Origin of the sequence: Rhizobium indigoferae (assembly GCF_034554815.1) — a bacterium.
GTDB lineage: Bacteria > Pseudomonadota > Alphaproteobacteria > Rhizobiales > Rhizobiaceae > Rhizobium > Rhizobium leguminosarum.
The window spans coordinates 313,840-328,871 of sequence record NZ_CP140638.1 but is presented as its reverse complement, the minus strand read 5'-3'; the positions used below and the strand labels follow the sequence as shown (position 1 = coordinate 328,871).

Sequence of the window (15,032 nt, the reverse complement as noted above, 5' to 3'; positions counted from 1 at the left end):
TGGCTGCCGTCTTTACCGATGACGGTTTCCTTGACAAGGAATATGGCCATGAGGAAGGACAACCCGGCTGTATCTGGGTCGTCGATGTCAAGTCGAATGTGTAGTGGCGCCAACCTACATCAAATTCTTGCATCGTGTTTATGAGCCCCAGACCACTGACTGCTCATGCCGCTTGATCAGGTGCTTGAGGTTATCGAAGCCCGTGCGGATGTGGCGGGCGAAGTGATCTACGGCAGGCGTGCGAGGTGCGTCCGAACGCTTCAACAGACCGAGCGCGCGTTCCGGATGGGGGATGGGGACGGGCAGGGCTGTGATGGATTTTTCGTTACGCAATGCGAAGACGACGCTGTGCGGCATGATGGTCAGTGCGTCAGCCGCCTTCATGTAGTGGACGACACTCATGAGGGAGCCGCCCGAATAGCGAATCTTGACTTCGGTTGCGCCGAAAGACAGGAGCATGCTGCGCAGATCGGTAAGCAGCGGGCTGCCTGGCGGTGGTGCCACCCAGGGAAAATCGAGCAGGTGTGCCGGTTGAGGCCGCCGCTTCAACAGCAATGGATGGGTGACCCGGCAGGCGATGACGTTGCGGCCGGGCAGGATTTGCTGGAATTCAAGGCCGGAGCCCTCGTCGAGAATATCGATTGGACAGATGGCAAGGTCGATCTGGTCGGCATTGAGCGCGGCCCGGAGGTCTGGGAAATAACCATAGGTCTGGTCGATGCGCACGTCTGGATGCAGGTTCTGGAACTCGGCGACCATCCCGGCGATCAACGCGTCCATGAAAAAAGGCGTGCCGCCGACACGCACCACGCCGCTCCTGCCGACCCGAAAGCTTTCGACGACATCGGAGGCCTTGCGTGATGCCGAGAGCATGGTCTGACCGTGGTCGGCCAAGGCTCGGCCGAGCGGCGTCGGCTGCAGCGGACGGCGGCCCTTGATAAAGAGCGGTTCCCCGATCCGCGCTTCCAGCATGGAAAGCGTGCGCGACACCGCCGGCTGGGAAAGGCCGAGCAGGGCCGCGCCCTCGGTGACGCCGCCGGTTTTGACGACCGCAGCCAGTTGGACAAGATGTCGTTCATCTATCTTCATAACGATATGATATATTAAACTGGAATAAAATCATCATGGGCAACGTGATCTCGCGCTAATTTATCTCTACCAGCCATTGCTTTGGAGGAGACGCATGACGCCGGGTCCGATGGCGCTGAATTTCAGCGAGGCCAACTCGCATGACATGTTCGCGCAACGACTTCCGCCATCAAAGGAGCACAGCCTGCCGCAGGTTCTCGCGGCGGCGGTGACGCATCTTCATACCTTGATCCGCGAAGTGCGACCCACCCAGGCGGAATGGCGCCAGGTCATCGAATTCTTGACCGATGTCGGCCACGCCAGCGACGAGCGGCGCCAGGAGTGGGTGCTGCTGTCGGATCTGCTCGGCGCTTCGGCACTGGTCGAGGAGATCAACTCGCGCCGTCCGAAGACGGCCACCCCCAACACCGTGCGCGGACCTTTCTTCCGCGCCGACGTTCCGCAACTGCCGCTCGGCGGCAATATTTCGCTCGATGGAATCGGCGAGACACTGGAGGTTTCCGGCCGCGTGCAGGATCTCGATGGCGATCCTATCGCGAATACCGAAATCATCACCTGGCAGGCCAATGCTCAAGGGCTCTACGAAAACCAGCAGCCGGACCTGCAACCGGAATTCAATCTGCGCGGCAGCTTCCGCACGGATGCGGACGGACGTTTCTACTATCGGACCATAAAGCCATGTGGCTATGGCGTGCCCGACGATGGTCCGGTGGGAAAGCTTCTGCGGGAGGCGGGCTATCCGCTGCGCCGCCCGGCGCATCTTCATTTCATCATCAAGGCGCCGGGCTTCGAGACGATCACCACGCATATCTATGACGGCAGCGATCCGCATCTGGCCGAAGACGCGATCTTCGCCGTCAAGCCGGAGCTAGTGCGAAGCTTCGAGCGCCAGAGCGAGCGGCAAGGCAAGGGCGCAACGACCTGGCGGCTCGACCTCGCCTTCGTCATGGTCCGCGCCAGACAGGGAGCCGACACATGAGCCGCGATTTCATCTATCGCGGCAGCCCCGCCCATATCGTCTTCGGCGAAGGCAAGAGCGCTGCCGCCGGCGAATGGGTGGAAAAGCTCGGATGCGCCAAGGCGTTCGTCCTCTCGACGCCGCAACAGAGGGCCGACGCTGAAGCGTTGGCCGCGCGGCTGGGCTCTCTCGCCGTCGGCGTCTTTGCCGGCGCCGTCATGCACACGCCAGTCGATGTCACCGAAGAGGCGATGGAGGTGGTTCTCCGAACGCGGGCCGATTGCGTCGTTTCGCTCGGCGGCGGATCGACCACCGGGCTTGGCAAGGCAATCGCCTATCGCACGGATCTGCATCAGATCGTCATTCCGACCACCTATGCCGGATCGGAAGTCACGCCTATCCTCGGCCAGACGGATGGCGGGCGCAAGACCACCGTGCGCCATGCGAGCATCCTGCCTGAGGTGGTGATCTACGACCCCACCCTGACGCTCGGCCTGCCGGTTGGCATGAGCGTCACCTCGGGCCTGAATGCCATGGCCCATGCGGTCGAGGCGCTCTACGCGCAGGATCGCAACCCGATATCGACATTGATGGCGGCGGAGGGGCTGCGGGCCTTCAAGACCAGTCTGCCCGACATCGTCGCTGTGCCGCGGGATGCCGATGTCCGCGCCGATGCGCTCTACGGCGCCTGGCTCTGCGGCACCGTGCTCGGCACGGTCGGTATGGCCCTGCACCACAAGATCTGCCACACGCTGGGCGGCACTTTCGATACGCCGCACGCCGACACGCATGCGATCATGCTGCCCCACACCGCCGCCTACAATGCCGCTGCCGTGCCGGAACTTCTGGCGCCTGTCGCCGATATCTTTGGCGGTTCGGTCGGCGGCGGGCTTTGGGATTTCGCCAGTCAGATCGGTTCACCGCAGGCGCTGAAGGATCTTGGCCTCAGCGAAACCGATCTCGATCGCGCAGCCGAGATCGCCACCGAAAATCCCTACTGGAATCCGAGGCCGATCGACCGGCAATCCATTCGTGCCCTGCTACAGGATGCCTGGCAGGGCAAACGGCCGGCATGAGTTGACGACAGACATCACGCTCTCTGGGAGGAGAGAAAAATGGGAGGAGGAAACATGTTTACGAGACGCGATTTTCTGAAGACGACGGCCGCCACCGGGGCACTGGTGGCGACATCCGGGCTTGCCGCCCCCGCAATCGCACAGGATGCTGCGATCAAGCTCGGTTATGTCAGCCCGCAGACGGGGCCGCTTGCCGCCTTCGGCGAGGCCGACAAATTCGTCATCGACAGCTTTCTGACGACCACCAAGTCGATGGGTCTCAACTATGAGGTCGTCGTCAAGGACAGCCAGTCCAATCCGAACCGGGCGGCGGAGGTCGCCAAGGAACTGATCGTCACCGATGAGGTGAACCTGATCCTCGTCGCCTCGACGCCGGAGACCACCAATCCGGTGGCGACCACCTGCGAGGCCGAGGAAATGCCCTGTATTTCGACGGTGGCGCCCTGGCAACCCTGGTTCATCGGCCAGCAGGGCAATCCCGGCGACCCCACCTCGTGGAAACCATTCAACTATGCCTATCACTTCTTCTGGGGTCTCGAGGACGTCATCTCCGTCTTCACCAATATGTGGGCGCAGATCGAGACCAATAAGAAGGTCGGCGGCTTGTTCCCCAATGATGGCGATGGCAATGCCTGGGGCGATAAGGTCGTCGGCTTCCCGCCGGTGCTGGAAAAGATGGGCTATGGCCTGATCGACCCCGGCCGCTACCAGAATATGACCGACGATTTTTCGGCACAGATCAACGCCTTCAAATCGGGCCAGTGCGAGATCATCACCGGCGTGGTGATCCCGCCTGACTTCACCACCTTCTGGAACCAGGCCAAGCAGCAGGGTTTCGCCCCGAAAATCGCCTCGATCGGCAAGGCGCTACTCTTCCCGCAGACCGTGGAGGCGCTTGGCAATGCCGGGCATAATCTGTCGTCGGAAGTCTGGTGGACGCCGAGCCATCCGTTCAAGTCGTCCTTGACGGGGGAAAGTGCGACACAGGTGGCAGCCGCCTTCACCAAGGCGACTAACAGGCCCTGGACACAGCCGATCGGTTTTGCCCATGCGCTGTTCGAGCTGGCGGTGGATGCGATGAAGCGGGCCGGAGACCCCAAGGATGGGGATGCCGTCGCGCAGGCGATTGCGGCGACCAAGCTCGATACGCTGGTCGGGCCGATCGCCTGGGACGGCAAGGGCCTGCCGCCGTTTGCCGCCAAGAACATTGCCAAGACGCCGCTCGTCGGCGGCCAGTGGCGGCTCAAAGACGGCGGCGGCTACGATCTCGTCATCACCGACAATAAGACGGCGCCGAACATACCGGTCGGCGGCAAGATGGAAGCTATCGCCTGATTTTGGGCGCGGGGCCCGCCAGAGGCCCCGCCTGTTCTGGGAGGAATGGGTTTGGCAATTCTCGAACTCGATGGTGTCTCGAAGAAATTCGGAGCGTTGACCGTCGCCGAGCAGATTTCCTTTGCCGTCTGCGAAGGCGAGGCGCTGGGGATCATCGGGCCGAACGGCGCCGGCAAGTCGACGCTCTTCAATCTGATCACCGGCAATATCGCCGCCGATAGCGGCACCATCCGCTTTCTCGGCAGCGATGTGACGCGCACGCCGCCGATGGCGCGCTGCCTGTCGGGAATGGGCCGCACCTTCCAGATCCCGCAGCCGTTCGAGAAGCTGACGGTCTTTGAAAACCTCCTGGTCGCCGGCGCTTTCGGCTCGCGGCGGCGCGAGGCCGAGGTGTCGGACCGCTGCGCCGAAATCCTGGTGGATACGGGGCTGATCGACAAGGCGAATGTGCTGGCCGGAGGCCTGTCGCTGCTGCAGCGCAAGCGGCTGGAACTGGCGCGCGCGCTGGCGACGGAACCGAAGCTGCTGCTGCTCGATGAAATCGCCGGCGGACTGACCGAGGGCGAATGCCGGTCGTTGGTTGCCACGATCCGCGCCATTCATGCGCGCGGCGTTGCGGTCATCTGGATCGAGCATGTGCTGCACGCGCTGAATTCCGTCGTCGAGCGGCTGCTGGTGCTGCACTTCGGCAGGGTCATCGGCATCGGCAAGCCGCAGGACATCATGGCCTCGCGCGATGTGCGCGAAATCTATCTGGGGATCGAGATCTGATGGCGCTGCTCGAAACCAGAGGCTTGACTGCCTCCTACGGTGATTTCCAGGCGCTGTTCGGTGTCGATATTACGGTCGGCGCCGGCGAAACCATCGCCATCATCGGCGCCAACGGCGCCGGCAAGACGACGCTGATGCGCTCGATCTCGGGCGTGCTCGCCAATGCGGCTTCGTCGATCCTTTACCGCGACGAGCCGATCGGCGCGCTGCCGGCGCCTGACATTCTGGCGCGCGGCATTGCCATGGTGCCGGAAGGGCGAAAGCTCTTTCCATCGCTGAGTGTCGAGGAGAACCTGCTGATCGGCAATTATGGCCGCAAGGTCGATGGGCCGTGGACGCTCGAAAGCGTCTTTTCGCTGTTCCCGGTCCTCAAGGAGCGGCGCGACAATCCGGCCACAGCACTTTCCGGCGGGCAGCAGCAGATGGTGGCGATCGGCCGCGGGCTGATGTCCAATCCGGCGGTGCTGCTCTGCGACGAGATCAGCCTCGGTCTGGCGCCTGTCGTGGTCCGCGATATCTACGCCGCCTTTCCACGAATCCGCGAGACCGGCGCTTCGATCGTCATCGTCGAGCAGGACATCGCCCAGGCGCTGAAGGTGGCCGACCGCGTCTACTGCATGATGGAAGGGCGGGTGACGCTCTTCGGCCGCGCCGCCGATCTTAGCCGCAACGACATCCACAAGGCCTATTTCGGGACGGATCACCATGAACTGGCTTGATACCATTCTCCAGGGCGTGCTGCTCGGCGGGCTCTATGGGCTGTTTGCAGCGGGGCTCAGTCTCGTCTTCGGCATTATGCGGCTGGTCAACCTCGCCCATGGCGACCTGATCGTGCTTGCCGCCTTCCTGATCCTGGTGCTGGTGACGACACTCGGGCTCGACCCGTTTGTTGCCGCCCTGATAGCGATGCCGCTGATGTTCGCCATCGGTTGGGGCCTGCAATATTTCCTGCTCAACCGCACGCTCGGCAAGGATATCCTGCCGCCGCTGCTCGTCACCTTCGGCCTGTCGATCGTCATCCAGAACGGCTTGCTCGAAGGTTTTTCCGCCGATAGCCGCCGCGTCTTTGCCGGCAGCCTCGAAAGCGCCTCCGTGAATTTAGGCCCCGTCACCGCCGGCATCATGCCGCTGATGACCTTCGTTTCGGCGGTCGCCGTCATCGTCTGTCTCAACCAGCTGATCTATCGCACGTCCGTCGGCCGCGCCTTCCGGGCAACCTCGGACGATCCGGTGACAGCAGGGCTGATGGGCATCCGGCCGCAACGTATCTTCGCCATGGCGACGGGACTTGCCATGGTCGTGGTGACGATCGCGGCTCTCTACCTCGGGACGCGAGCAAATTTCGATCCGACATCAGGACCGGCGCGGCTGATCTATGCCTTCGAGGCGGTGATCATCGGCGGGCTTGGCTCGCTCTGGGGCACGCTCGCCGGCGGCATCATTCTCGGCGTTGCCCAGACGCTGGGCGCTGCGATCAATCCGGAATGGCAGATCCTTGCCGGCCATCTGGCATTCCTCGCCGTTCTCCTGTTCAAGCCGCGCGGCCTTTTCCCGCGCGCGGCGGATTGAGGTGCATCGATGACCATGGCCATTCCCTCCTTCACCGTCGAGACGCGCACCAGGGCATCGACATTGTCCGCCGCGGCGATCATTGCCCTTTTGCTGCTTGCCTTCGCCGCACCCTTCATCGTCTCGCGCGGCGTCATCCAGGACTTGTTCTTCATCCTCACCATGCTGGTCTTGGCGCAGAACTGGAACCTGCTTGCCGGTTATGCCGGGCTGATCTCGGTCGGCCAGCAGGTCTTCGTCGGCTTCGGCGCCTATACGATGTTCGGCGGCGTCATCCTGTTCGGCATCGATCCGGTCGTTGCAATCCTGATTGCCGGGCTGTTCTCGGTCGCCCTTGCCATTCCCACAGCCTTCTTCACCTTTCGGCTTTATGGTCCCTATTTCGCCATAGGCACCTGGGTGGTGGCCGAGGTCGTGCGGTTGCTGCTGGCCCAGTGGAAAGCGCTCGGCGGCGGCACAGGCACCTCGTTGCCGCGGGATGCGACCCGCGACATGATGGGCGTCGGCGCAATGCGCGATGTCTTCGGCATGAAGGCCTCGCAGGCAGGCGATGCACTGACCTACTGGCTGGCGCTGATCCTCGTCGTCGCGACCATCGGCTTCATCTATGGGCTGCTGCGCAGCAAGCAGGGCCTTGGTCTCGCCGCCGTGCGCGACAACGAGCAGGCGGCCCGCGCCGTCGGCGTCGATGCGCGGCGGATGAAGACGCTGGTCTATCTCGCCACCGCCTTCATGACAGGCATTGCCGGGGCGCTGATCTATGTGCAGAAGGCGCGGATTTCGCCGGATGCGGCCTTCTCGGTCACCGACTGGACCGCCTATGTCATCTTCATCGTCGTGATCGGCGGCATCGGCACGATCGAGGGACCGATCCTCGGCGTCATCATCTTTTTTCTGCTGCAGAACCTCCTGGCCGATTACGGCTCCTGGTACCTGCTGATGCTGGGTCTTCTCGGCATCGCCATCATGCTGTTTGCGCCGCGCGGCCTTTGGGGACTGTTCTCAGAACGCACCGGCATCCAGCTTTTCCCGGTTCGCCGCGTCCTGAAGGGCGGGCCGCTCAATCTCACGCATAGGGGAGGGCCTCATGGCTGACATTACCACCGACGTACTCATCATCGGCACCGGCCCAGCAGGCTCCGCCAGCGCTGCCCTGCTCTCGTCCTACGGGGTCGAGAACCTGGTGATCAACCGCTACCGCTGGCTCGCCAGCACACCGCGCGCCCACATCACCAACCAGCGCACCATGGAGGTGCTGCGCGATCTCGGCCGCGACGTGGAGGATGAGGCCTATATGTTCGCGGCCGAGCAGGACCTGATGGGTGAGAACGTCTTCTGCACCTCGCTCACCGGCGAGGAGATCGGCCGGATGAAAAGCTGGGGCAAACATCCGCTGTCGCGCGCCGAGCACCAGCTGTCCTCGCCGACCCTTATGAATGACCTGCCGCAGACCTTCATGGAGCCGCTCCTCTACAAGACGGCCTGTTCGCGCGGCAGCCAGTCGCGCATGTCGACGGAATATCGAAGCCATGTGCAGGATGAAGACGGGGTTACGACGACCTGTCTCGACCGGCTGACCGGCAAGGAGTTCACCGTCCGCTCGAAATATCTGGTGGGCGCCGATGGCGGCAATTCCAGGGTTGCGGAACATGCGGGCCTGACATTCGAAGGCAAGATGGGCGTTGCCGGTTCGATGAACATTCTGTTTGAGGCGGATCTGTCGCGACTGGTCGCCCATCGACCCTCGGTGCTTTACTGGGTGCTGCAGCCGGGCGCCGATGTCGGCGGCATCGGCATGGGTCTGGTGCGCATGGTCAGGCCGTGGAACGAGTGGCTGATCGTCTGGGGTTACGACATCAATCAGCCGGCCCCTTCGGTGGATGAAGCGCATGCGAAGAAGGTCGTGCGCGACCTGGTCGGCGATCCCGATCTCGAGATGACGATCAAGTCGGTCTCGACCTGGACCGTCAACAACATGTACGCGACGTCAATGTCGAACGGCCGCGTCTTCTGCATGGGCGACGCCACCCATCGCCATCCGCCGTCAAACGGGCTCGGCTCGAACACCTCGATCCAGGATGCATTCAACCTGGCATGGAAGCTGGCTTTCGTCCTCAAGGGCGCCGCTGACCAGAAACTTCTCGATAGCTATCAGGACGAGCGAGCGCCTGTCGCCAAGCAGATCGTCACCCGCGCCAACAAGTCGATCGAAGAATTCGGGCCGATCTTCAAGGCGCTTGGCCTGCTTGATTCGATCGATCCGGTTAAGATGCAGCAGAACATGGATGCTCGCTGCAACAACACGGTTGCTGCTGAAGAACAGCGCGCCGCCATCCGCAAGGCGATCGCCGACAAGGTCTATGAGTTCGATTGCCACGGCGTCGAGATGAACCAGCGCTATCGATCCGGCGCAATCGTAACGGATGGGCAGGCGGAGCCGGCGTTCGCCAGAGACCCGGAGCTGCACTGCCAGCAGACGAGTTGGCCGGGTGCAAGGCTTCCACATGCCTGGGTTTATTCCGCGACAGGTGAAAAGCTGTCGACGCTCGACCTTGCTGGACACGGCAAGTTCACGGTGCTCACCGGCATTGGCGGGCAGGGTTGGATCGAGGCCGCCCGAACCCTGGGGAAGGAACGGGGCATCGATATAGCCGCACAGCTGATCGGTCCGCGTCAGCCCTGGCAGGACTTTACCGGCGACTGGGCGAATATGCGCGAAATCCGCGACAGTGGCGTCCTGCTCGTGCGTCCCGACCATCATATCGCCTGGCGAAGCGAGGCGATCGTCGACGATCCGTCAGCCGAACTGCGGCGCGTGCTGACCACCGTTTTAGGGAAATGAGGCCATGATTGACGCACATGAAAAGGGTTTCTTCACAGAGGAGAACTCAGTTGAGGTGGTGACGAGCCGGAACGCCACCGCCACAGACCAGCGCCTGAAGCGTGTGATGGAGGTCGTAACACGCAAGCTGCACGAGGCGGTAAAGGAGCTTGAGCCGACGCAGGAGGAATGGATGGAGGCAATCCTTTTTCTCACCCGCACAGGGCACACATGCAACGAATGGCGACAAGAATTTATCCTGCTGTCGGACGTGCTCGGCGTGTCGATGCTGGTCGACGCCATCAATAACCGCAAGCCCTCAGGGGCTTCCGAAAGCACCGTTCTTGGCCCGTTTCACGTTGCCGACGCGCCAGAACTGCCGATGGGCGCCAACATCTGCCTCGATCAGAAGGGCGAGGACATGGTGATCGGCGGCCACATCCTCGGCACTGATGGCCGGCCGATTGCCAACGCTGTGATCGACGTCTGGCAGGCCAACGACGAAGGCTTCTACGACGTGCAGCAGAAAGGAATCCAACCAGACTTCAACCTCCGCGGCGTCTTTCGCACCGGCGCGGATGGCCGTTACTGGTTTCGTGCGGTCAAGCCTAAGTATTACCCGATCCCGGACGATGGACCGGTTGGCAAGCTGCTCGGCGCGCTCGGTCGCCACCCCTACAGGCCTGCTCACCTGCACTACATCATCAAGGCTCACGGCTTCGAGACGCTCACGACACACATCTTTGATCCGGACGACCCGTATATCCATTCTGACGCCGTCTTCGGTGTGAAGGAGAGCTTGCTTGCCAAGTTCCAGCAGGTTGAGGATCCGGTACGCGCCAACGAGCTCGGTTTCCTGGGTAAGTTCTGGCAGGTAGAGCACGATTTCGTGCTGGCTCGGCCGGAGGAGTAGGATCTTTTGGCGCAAGTCGGCCCCGTCAAAGTCGACGACCAGTCCCACCGGCGGTGAGGTCCGGACGGGCATCTTCGGCCAACCGCTCATGTCCGTAGCGTTGGTCGCGCGCGGGGTGGGAGGGTGCTCCTCGAAAGGTCGCCCCCTCGTTTCCCTCACGAGATAGGTTGCTGGTAAGAACGCGGATGCTGGGAGCTACCTGCTCTGAAGTGGCGCCGGAAGCAACTCAGGTGGAAAGTCCTGGTAGGAAACCGGTCGCAAAAACCGATAGATTGCCAGGGTGCCGACTGAAGTCGACCGACCGTCGGACGTTGCCGGGTACGGCCCGCCGTGCACCATCGCCGGAGAAACCTCGACGCCGGTGCCGAACCCGTTCACGAGGAGACGACCGGCCAGGAGCTCCAGCTGGGAAAGCATTTCCGCAGCATTCGACAAGTCGTCTTGGTGGACGTGCAGGGCAATCGTCAATTGACCTTCCAAAGAGTTCACGACCTGGCGCAGATCTGCTTCATCCCGGCAACGCACGATCAATCCTGCTGCGCCGAATATCTCCTCCTGAAGCTCGGGCTCTGACAGGAAGGAGGCCGAGCTCGTTTCAAAGAGGGCCGCCGCTGCCTGTTGCGGCGTTCCCTGCTTTCCCGTCGCCAGCTGCGATACAGACAACGAGGCCGACAGTCTGGCGACACCCTTCCGATAGGCCTCGCACATCCCCCCGGTGAGCATCGTTTGAGCCGGCGATTCCTGAAGAGCTGCGGAGGCAGCGTTTATGAACGCATCGAGGCCGGGGCCATCGATTGCGATGATGAGGCCTGGGTTGGTGCAGAACTGACCGGCTCCCAAGGTCAGGGAGGACGCGAACGATTTCCCGATCGCTTCCGCGTTGTTCCGCAGGGCGTTCGGGAAAAGGATGACGGGATTGATGCTGCTCATTTCGGCGTAGACCGGAATTGGCTGCTTTCGCTCCGAGGCAATATTCATCAGCGCGGTTCCGCCGCGCCGGGAGCCCGTAAAGCCCACTGCACGTATCCGATGATCGGCGACCAGCATCTGTCCAACCTCAAAACCAGCGTCGAACAGTAAGGCGAAAGTTCCTGCCGGCAGGCCGCTTGCTGCGACCGCCTGCTGGACGGCGCTGCCGACAAGCGCCGAGGTCCCTGGGTGGGCCGAATGAGCCTTCACGATGACCGGACAACCGGCCGCAAGGGCGGAGGCCGTATCGCCTCCTGCGACGGAGAAGGCAAGAGGGAAATTCGAAGCGCCGAACACCGCCACAGGCCCGAGAGCTACGTTGCGAAGACGAAGATCAGGCTTGGGTGCAGGCTTCCGGTCGGGATCGGCCGGATCGAGCCGGAGTTCTTGGAATGCACCTTCGCGTACCTCTTTGGCGAACAGGCAAAGCTGGCCGACGGTTCTCGCTCGCTCGCCTTCGAGACGCCCACGCGGCAGGCCGGTTTCGTCCATTGCCCTCAGGATCAGATCGTCACCGAGTTCGAGAATGTTCTCTGCAATCGCCTCCAGGAAAAGCGCGCGTTTCTCCAGCGGTGTCTCCCGATAAATGGGAAAAGCATCCCAGGCGATAGCCGTGGCTTGCTCCACCTGATTTTTCGTCGCTCCGGCAAAGCTCGGCTCCATAGTTGAGCCGATGGCGGGATTGGTGGCGGAAAAGCTGGCTGCGCCGCCCCGCAGAGCCGCGCCGCCGATGAGAAGATCGCCGGAGACTTTCATGATACATCCTTTCGAAAACCTATTCCGGACCACTGTTCAGGTCCCCGTTAAAAAGATCGCTTGCGGACCTTTCAACGATGATGGCTGGATGTAGATAGTCTCAGAGCGCCGCAAAACCAAGTCACGCTATCAAAAAGTAATACTTTTTCAGCCTCCGATATTGTCAAGATCGCTCAGCGATCGAGAGTTTTACCGCCTCGTCGAAAACCCACCGGCGCCAAAGATCGGCGAGGAAGAACTGAATGCCCTGCTTCAGGAAAAGAGTGGCCACGCGTTTCAAACGCGGTGCAGCCACGCCTGCCGACTGTACTGCAGCGATTGTCGTTCGACAGCCAGCCGAAGGTAATCTCACGGAGCCATCCGACGTTGCCTATCCGTGTAAAAGCGCGATAAGCGATACCGGCATCTCGACCGGGAAAAAATCCATTGCCGCTCTGATAACCATCGCCCACACGGTTATTAGGAAAATTAACGCTGCAATCCTAATTTCTACTGGTTGCATTATTTGCTCCCCCCAGCATGTGCGTCCCCCCCGAGACAAATCCTTATTATTCCTCGCGCAAATTCGCTGTGCGTGAGGGATGATGTGCGACCGTCGAGAGCGTGGGCGCGTGCAGCGCCGAAGTCTTGGCTCTCCCAAACCTGATGCCGCTTTGACCGATCAAGTCGCTGGACATAGCCTGTTGCTGCGTTCGAGATAATGCCCATCAAGGAAGGAGCGGTAAGCGTCCGCGATACCCTCCTTCAGACCGATCTTAGGAGACCAGCCGAGCGTGCGAAGCTTGTCGACGCTCAAGAGTTTACGTGGCGTGCCGTCTGGCTTGGTCAGGTCGCGCGTGATCTTGCCTTCGAAACCAACGACCTTGGAGACGAGGTATCCCAAATCCAGGATAGTAATGTCCTCGCCCGAACCTACGTTCACATGACTTTCGGCGGAATAGGTCTTCATGAGATGGAGGCAGGCGTCGGCGCAATCGTCAACATGCAGGAATTCGCGCCGCGGCGTGCCAGTACCCCAGATGCATATCTCTTGCTGCTGGTTGATCTTGGCCTCATGCGCCTTGCGTATCAGCGCCGGCATGACATGGCTTGACCCGAGGTCAAAATTATCCCCTGGACCATAAAGATTGGTAGGCATGGCCGAGATGAAATCTCTACCGTGCTGTTTGCGATAAGCATGGCAGAGCTTTAATCCGGCAATCTTGGCAACCGCATACCATTCATTCGTGGGTTCAAGCGATCCAGTCAGGAGTGAGTCCTCAACGATGGGCTGATCGGCGAATTTTGGATAGATGCAGGACGAGCCAAGAAACATCAGTTTTTCGACGTGAGTTCTATGAGCTGCATGGATGACGTTCGCTTGGAGAATCAAGTTGTCGTAAAGGAAGTCGGCCGGATAGGTATCGTTCGCCAGAATACCGCCAACCCTCGCAGCAGCGAGGAAGACGGCGTCGGGACGGTTCTTGTTCATCCAGGCCTCAACCTGGTCCTGCCGTCTGAGATCGACCTCGGCGCGGGTGGCCGTCAAGATCTCGCAGCCCTCGGAAGCGAGACGCCGCACGATCGCAGAGCCTACCATGCCGCGGTGGCCCGCGACATAGACCCTTTTTCCGGCAAGGCTATAGATCACCTCAGGCATAGGCAAAACCTTTGGTTACGCCTACCGACGGCACGTTTCGTGCCATGACCTTCAGATCCTCGCGAACCATCTCCGTAACCAGCTGATCCAGACTGGTCTCATGTTTCCAGCCAAGCTTCGTGTGCGCCTTCGTCGGATCGCCAATCAGAAGATCAACTTCGGTCGGGCGGAAGTAAGCTGGATCGATCTCCACCACGCACTGGCCGGATGTCTTATCGTATCCCTTTTCCTCAACCCCGTTCCCACGCCAATCAATAGGCATGCCGACCTTTGCAAAGGCCTTGTCGACAAAGGAGCGAACGGAGTGCGTTTCGCCGGTCGCAAGGACATAGTCCTCCGGTTCGTCCTGTTGCAGCATCAGCCACATGCCGCGGACATATTCGCGTGCATGTCCCCAGTCGCGCTTGGCATCCAAATTGCCGAGATAGAGCCTATCCTGCAGCCCAAGATGGATCGCAGCCGCTGCCCGGGTGATTTTACGCGTCACGAAGGTTTCGCCGCGGATCGGGCTTTCATGATTGAACAAAATACCGTTCGAGGCGTGCATGCCATATGCCTCGCGATAATTGACCACTATCCAATAGGCATAAAGCTTGGCCACCGCGTAGGGTGATCGAGGGTAGAACGGGGTCGTTTCGCTCTGCGGGACTTCCTGGACTTTGCCGTAGAGCTCGGAGGTGGACGCTTGATAGAAGCGGGTCTTCCTTGTCAGCCCAAGGAGGCGAATTGCTTCAAGCAGCCGAAGTGTCCCGGTTCCATCTGCGTTAGCAGTATATTCCGGCGTCTCGAAAGAGACTTGAACGTGGCTCTGTGCGGCAAGATTATAGACCTCGTCCGGCTGCGTTTCCTGAACGACACGGATGAGATTGGTTGAATCTGTCATGTCCCCGAAATGCAGAATAAAACGCGGATTCTCGACATGGGGATCCTCGTATAGATGCTCGATTCGACTGGTGTTGAAGGACGATGAGCGTCGCTTGAGGCCGTGAACGATATAGCCCTTCTCCAGGAGCAATTCGGCCAAATAGGCACCGTCCTGACCTGTTATACCCGTAATCAGCGCGACTTTTCGGTTCTTTGTCATTCCCGTATCCATGATTGCCCTCCAACTCGAATACCAATGCAGAAGCGGATGA

General features: G+C 60.9%; 12 protein-coding genes and 1 pseudogene. 9 read left to right on the top strand and 4 right to left on the bottom strand.

Translation table 11 applies throughout. The annotated features are described in order from the left end of the window. Positions 1 to 138: 138 nt before the first annotated feature. Positions 139 to 1,089 (bottom strand): LysR family transcriptional regulator, encoded by a 951-nt coding sequence (locus U5G49_RS34030; protein ID WP_018448891.1) that lies wholly within the window; start codon positions 1,087 to 1,089, stop codon positions 139 to 141. Between the two features lie 94 nt (positions 1,090 to 1,183). Here U5G49_RS34030 and U5G49_RS34025 point away from each other — a divergent pair, with 94 nt between their 5' ends. Genes U5G49_RS34025 through U5G49_RS33985 form a run of 9 tightly spaced genes read left to right on the top strand, consistent with a single transcriptional unit; the run spans position 1,184 to position 10,532 of the window. After that, complete coding sequence (locus U5G49_RS34025; RefSeq protein WP_193445159.1) at positions 1,184 to 2,068, top strand: dioxygenase family protein; 885 nt, start codon at positions 1,184 to 1,186, stop codon at positions 2,066 to 2,068. Then, positions 2,065 to 3,123 carry a maleylacetate reductase gene (locus tag U5G49_RS34020; RefSeq protein WP_193445160.1) on the top strand — a complete coding sequence of 353 codons (1,059 nt, stop codon included), beginning with the start codon at positions 2,065 to 2,067 and terminating at the stop codon, positions 3,121 to 3,123. The genes U5G49_RS34025 and U5G49_RS34020 overlap by 4 nt, the downstream gene beginning before the upstream one ends. Positions 3,124 to 3,177: 54 nt before the next feature. Continuing rightward, on the top strand, positions 3,178 to 4,458 hold the full coding sequence (locus U5G49_RS34015) for an ABC transporter substrate-binding protein (protein ID WP_193445161.1): 1,281 nt from the start codon (positions 3,178 to 3,180) through the stop codon (positions 4,456 to 4,458). Between the two features lie 51 nt (positions 4,459 to 4,509). Beyond that, positions 4,510 to 5,229: an ABC transporter ATP-binding protein gene (locus tag U5G49_RS34010; protein ID WP_193445162.1), complete on the top strand. Its 720-nt coding sequence runs from the start codon at positions 4,510 to 4,512 to the stop codon at positions 5,227 to 5,229. Continuing rightward, positions 5,229 to 5,948, top strand: a complete 720-nt coding sequence (locus U5G49_RS34005; protein WP_047622217.1) for an ABC transporter ATP-binding protein — start codon at positions 5,229 to 5,231, stop codon at positions 5,946 to 5,948. Before U5G49_RS34010 ends, U5G49_RS34005 begins: the two co-directional genes overlap by 1 nt. Then, positions 5,935 to 6,798, top strand: coding sequence for a branched-chain amino acid ABC transporter permease (locus U5G49_RS34000; RefSeq protein ID WP_193445163.1), 864 nt, complete (start codon positions 5,935 to 5,937; stop codon positions 6,796 to 6,798). Before U5G49_RS34005 ends, U5G49_RS34000 begins: the two co-directional genes overlap by 14 nt. A 9-nt stretch (positions 6,799 to 6,807) precedes the next feature. Next, on the top strand, positions 6,808 to 7,893 hold the full coding sequence (locus U5G49_RS33995) for a branched-chain amino acid ABC transporter permease (RefSeq protein WP_193445164.1): 1,086 nt from the start codon (positions 6,808 to 6,810) through the stop codon (positions 7,891 to 7,893). Further along, a complete protein-coding gene (locus tag U5G49_RS33990) occupies positions 7,886 to 9,640 on the top strand; it encodes an FAD-dependent oxidoreductase (RefSeq protein WP_193445165.1) in 1,755 nt (584 codons plus the stop codon). The genes U5G49_RS33995 and U5G49_RS33990 overlap by 8 nt, the downstream gene beginning before the upstream one ends. 7 nt (positions 9,641 to 9,647) lie before the next feature. Further along, complete coding sequence (locus U5G49_RS33985; RefSeq protein ID WP_168278390.1) at positions 9,648 to 10,532, top strand: intradiol ring-cleavage dioxygenase; 885 nt, start codon at positions 9,648 to 9,650, stop codon at positions 10,530 to 10,532. Between the two features lie 195 nt (positions 10,533 to 10,727). Here U5G49_RS33985 and U5G49_RS33980 read toward each other — a convergent pair whose 3' ends face one another. The 3 genes and pseudogenes from U5G49_RS33980 to gmd form a co-directional block, all read right to left on the bottom strand. After that, positions 10,728 to 12,257, bottom strand: a complete 1,530-nt coding sequence (locus U5G49_RS33980) for an aldehyde dehydrogenase (NADP(+)) (protein ID WP_193445166.1) — start codon at positions 12,255 to 12,257, stop codon at positions 10,728 to 10,730. Between the two features lie 548 nt (positions 12,258 to 12,805). Continuing rightward, positions 12,806 to 13,896 (bottom strand): annotated as a pseudogene (gene fcl, locus U5G49_RS33975) (GDP-L-fucose synthase). Beyond that, positions 13,889 to 14,992, bottom strand: coding sequence for a GDP-mannose 4,6-dehydratase (gene gmd / locus U5G49_RS33970; RefSeq protein ID WP_113543863.1), 1,104 nt, complete (start codon positions 14,990 to 14,992; stop codon positions 13,889 to 13,891). The pseudogene fcl and the gene gmd overlap by 8 nt, the downstream one beginning before the upstream one ends. Between the last annotated feature and the right edge of the window lie 40 nt (positions 14,993 to 15,032).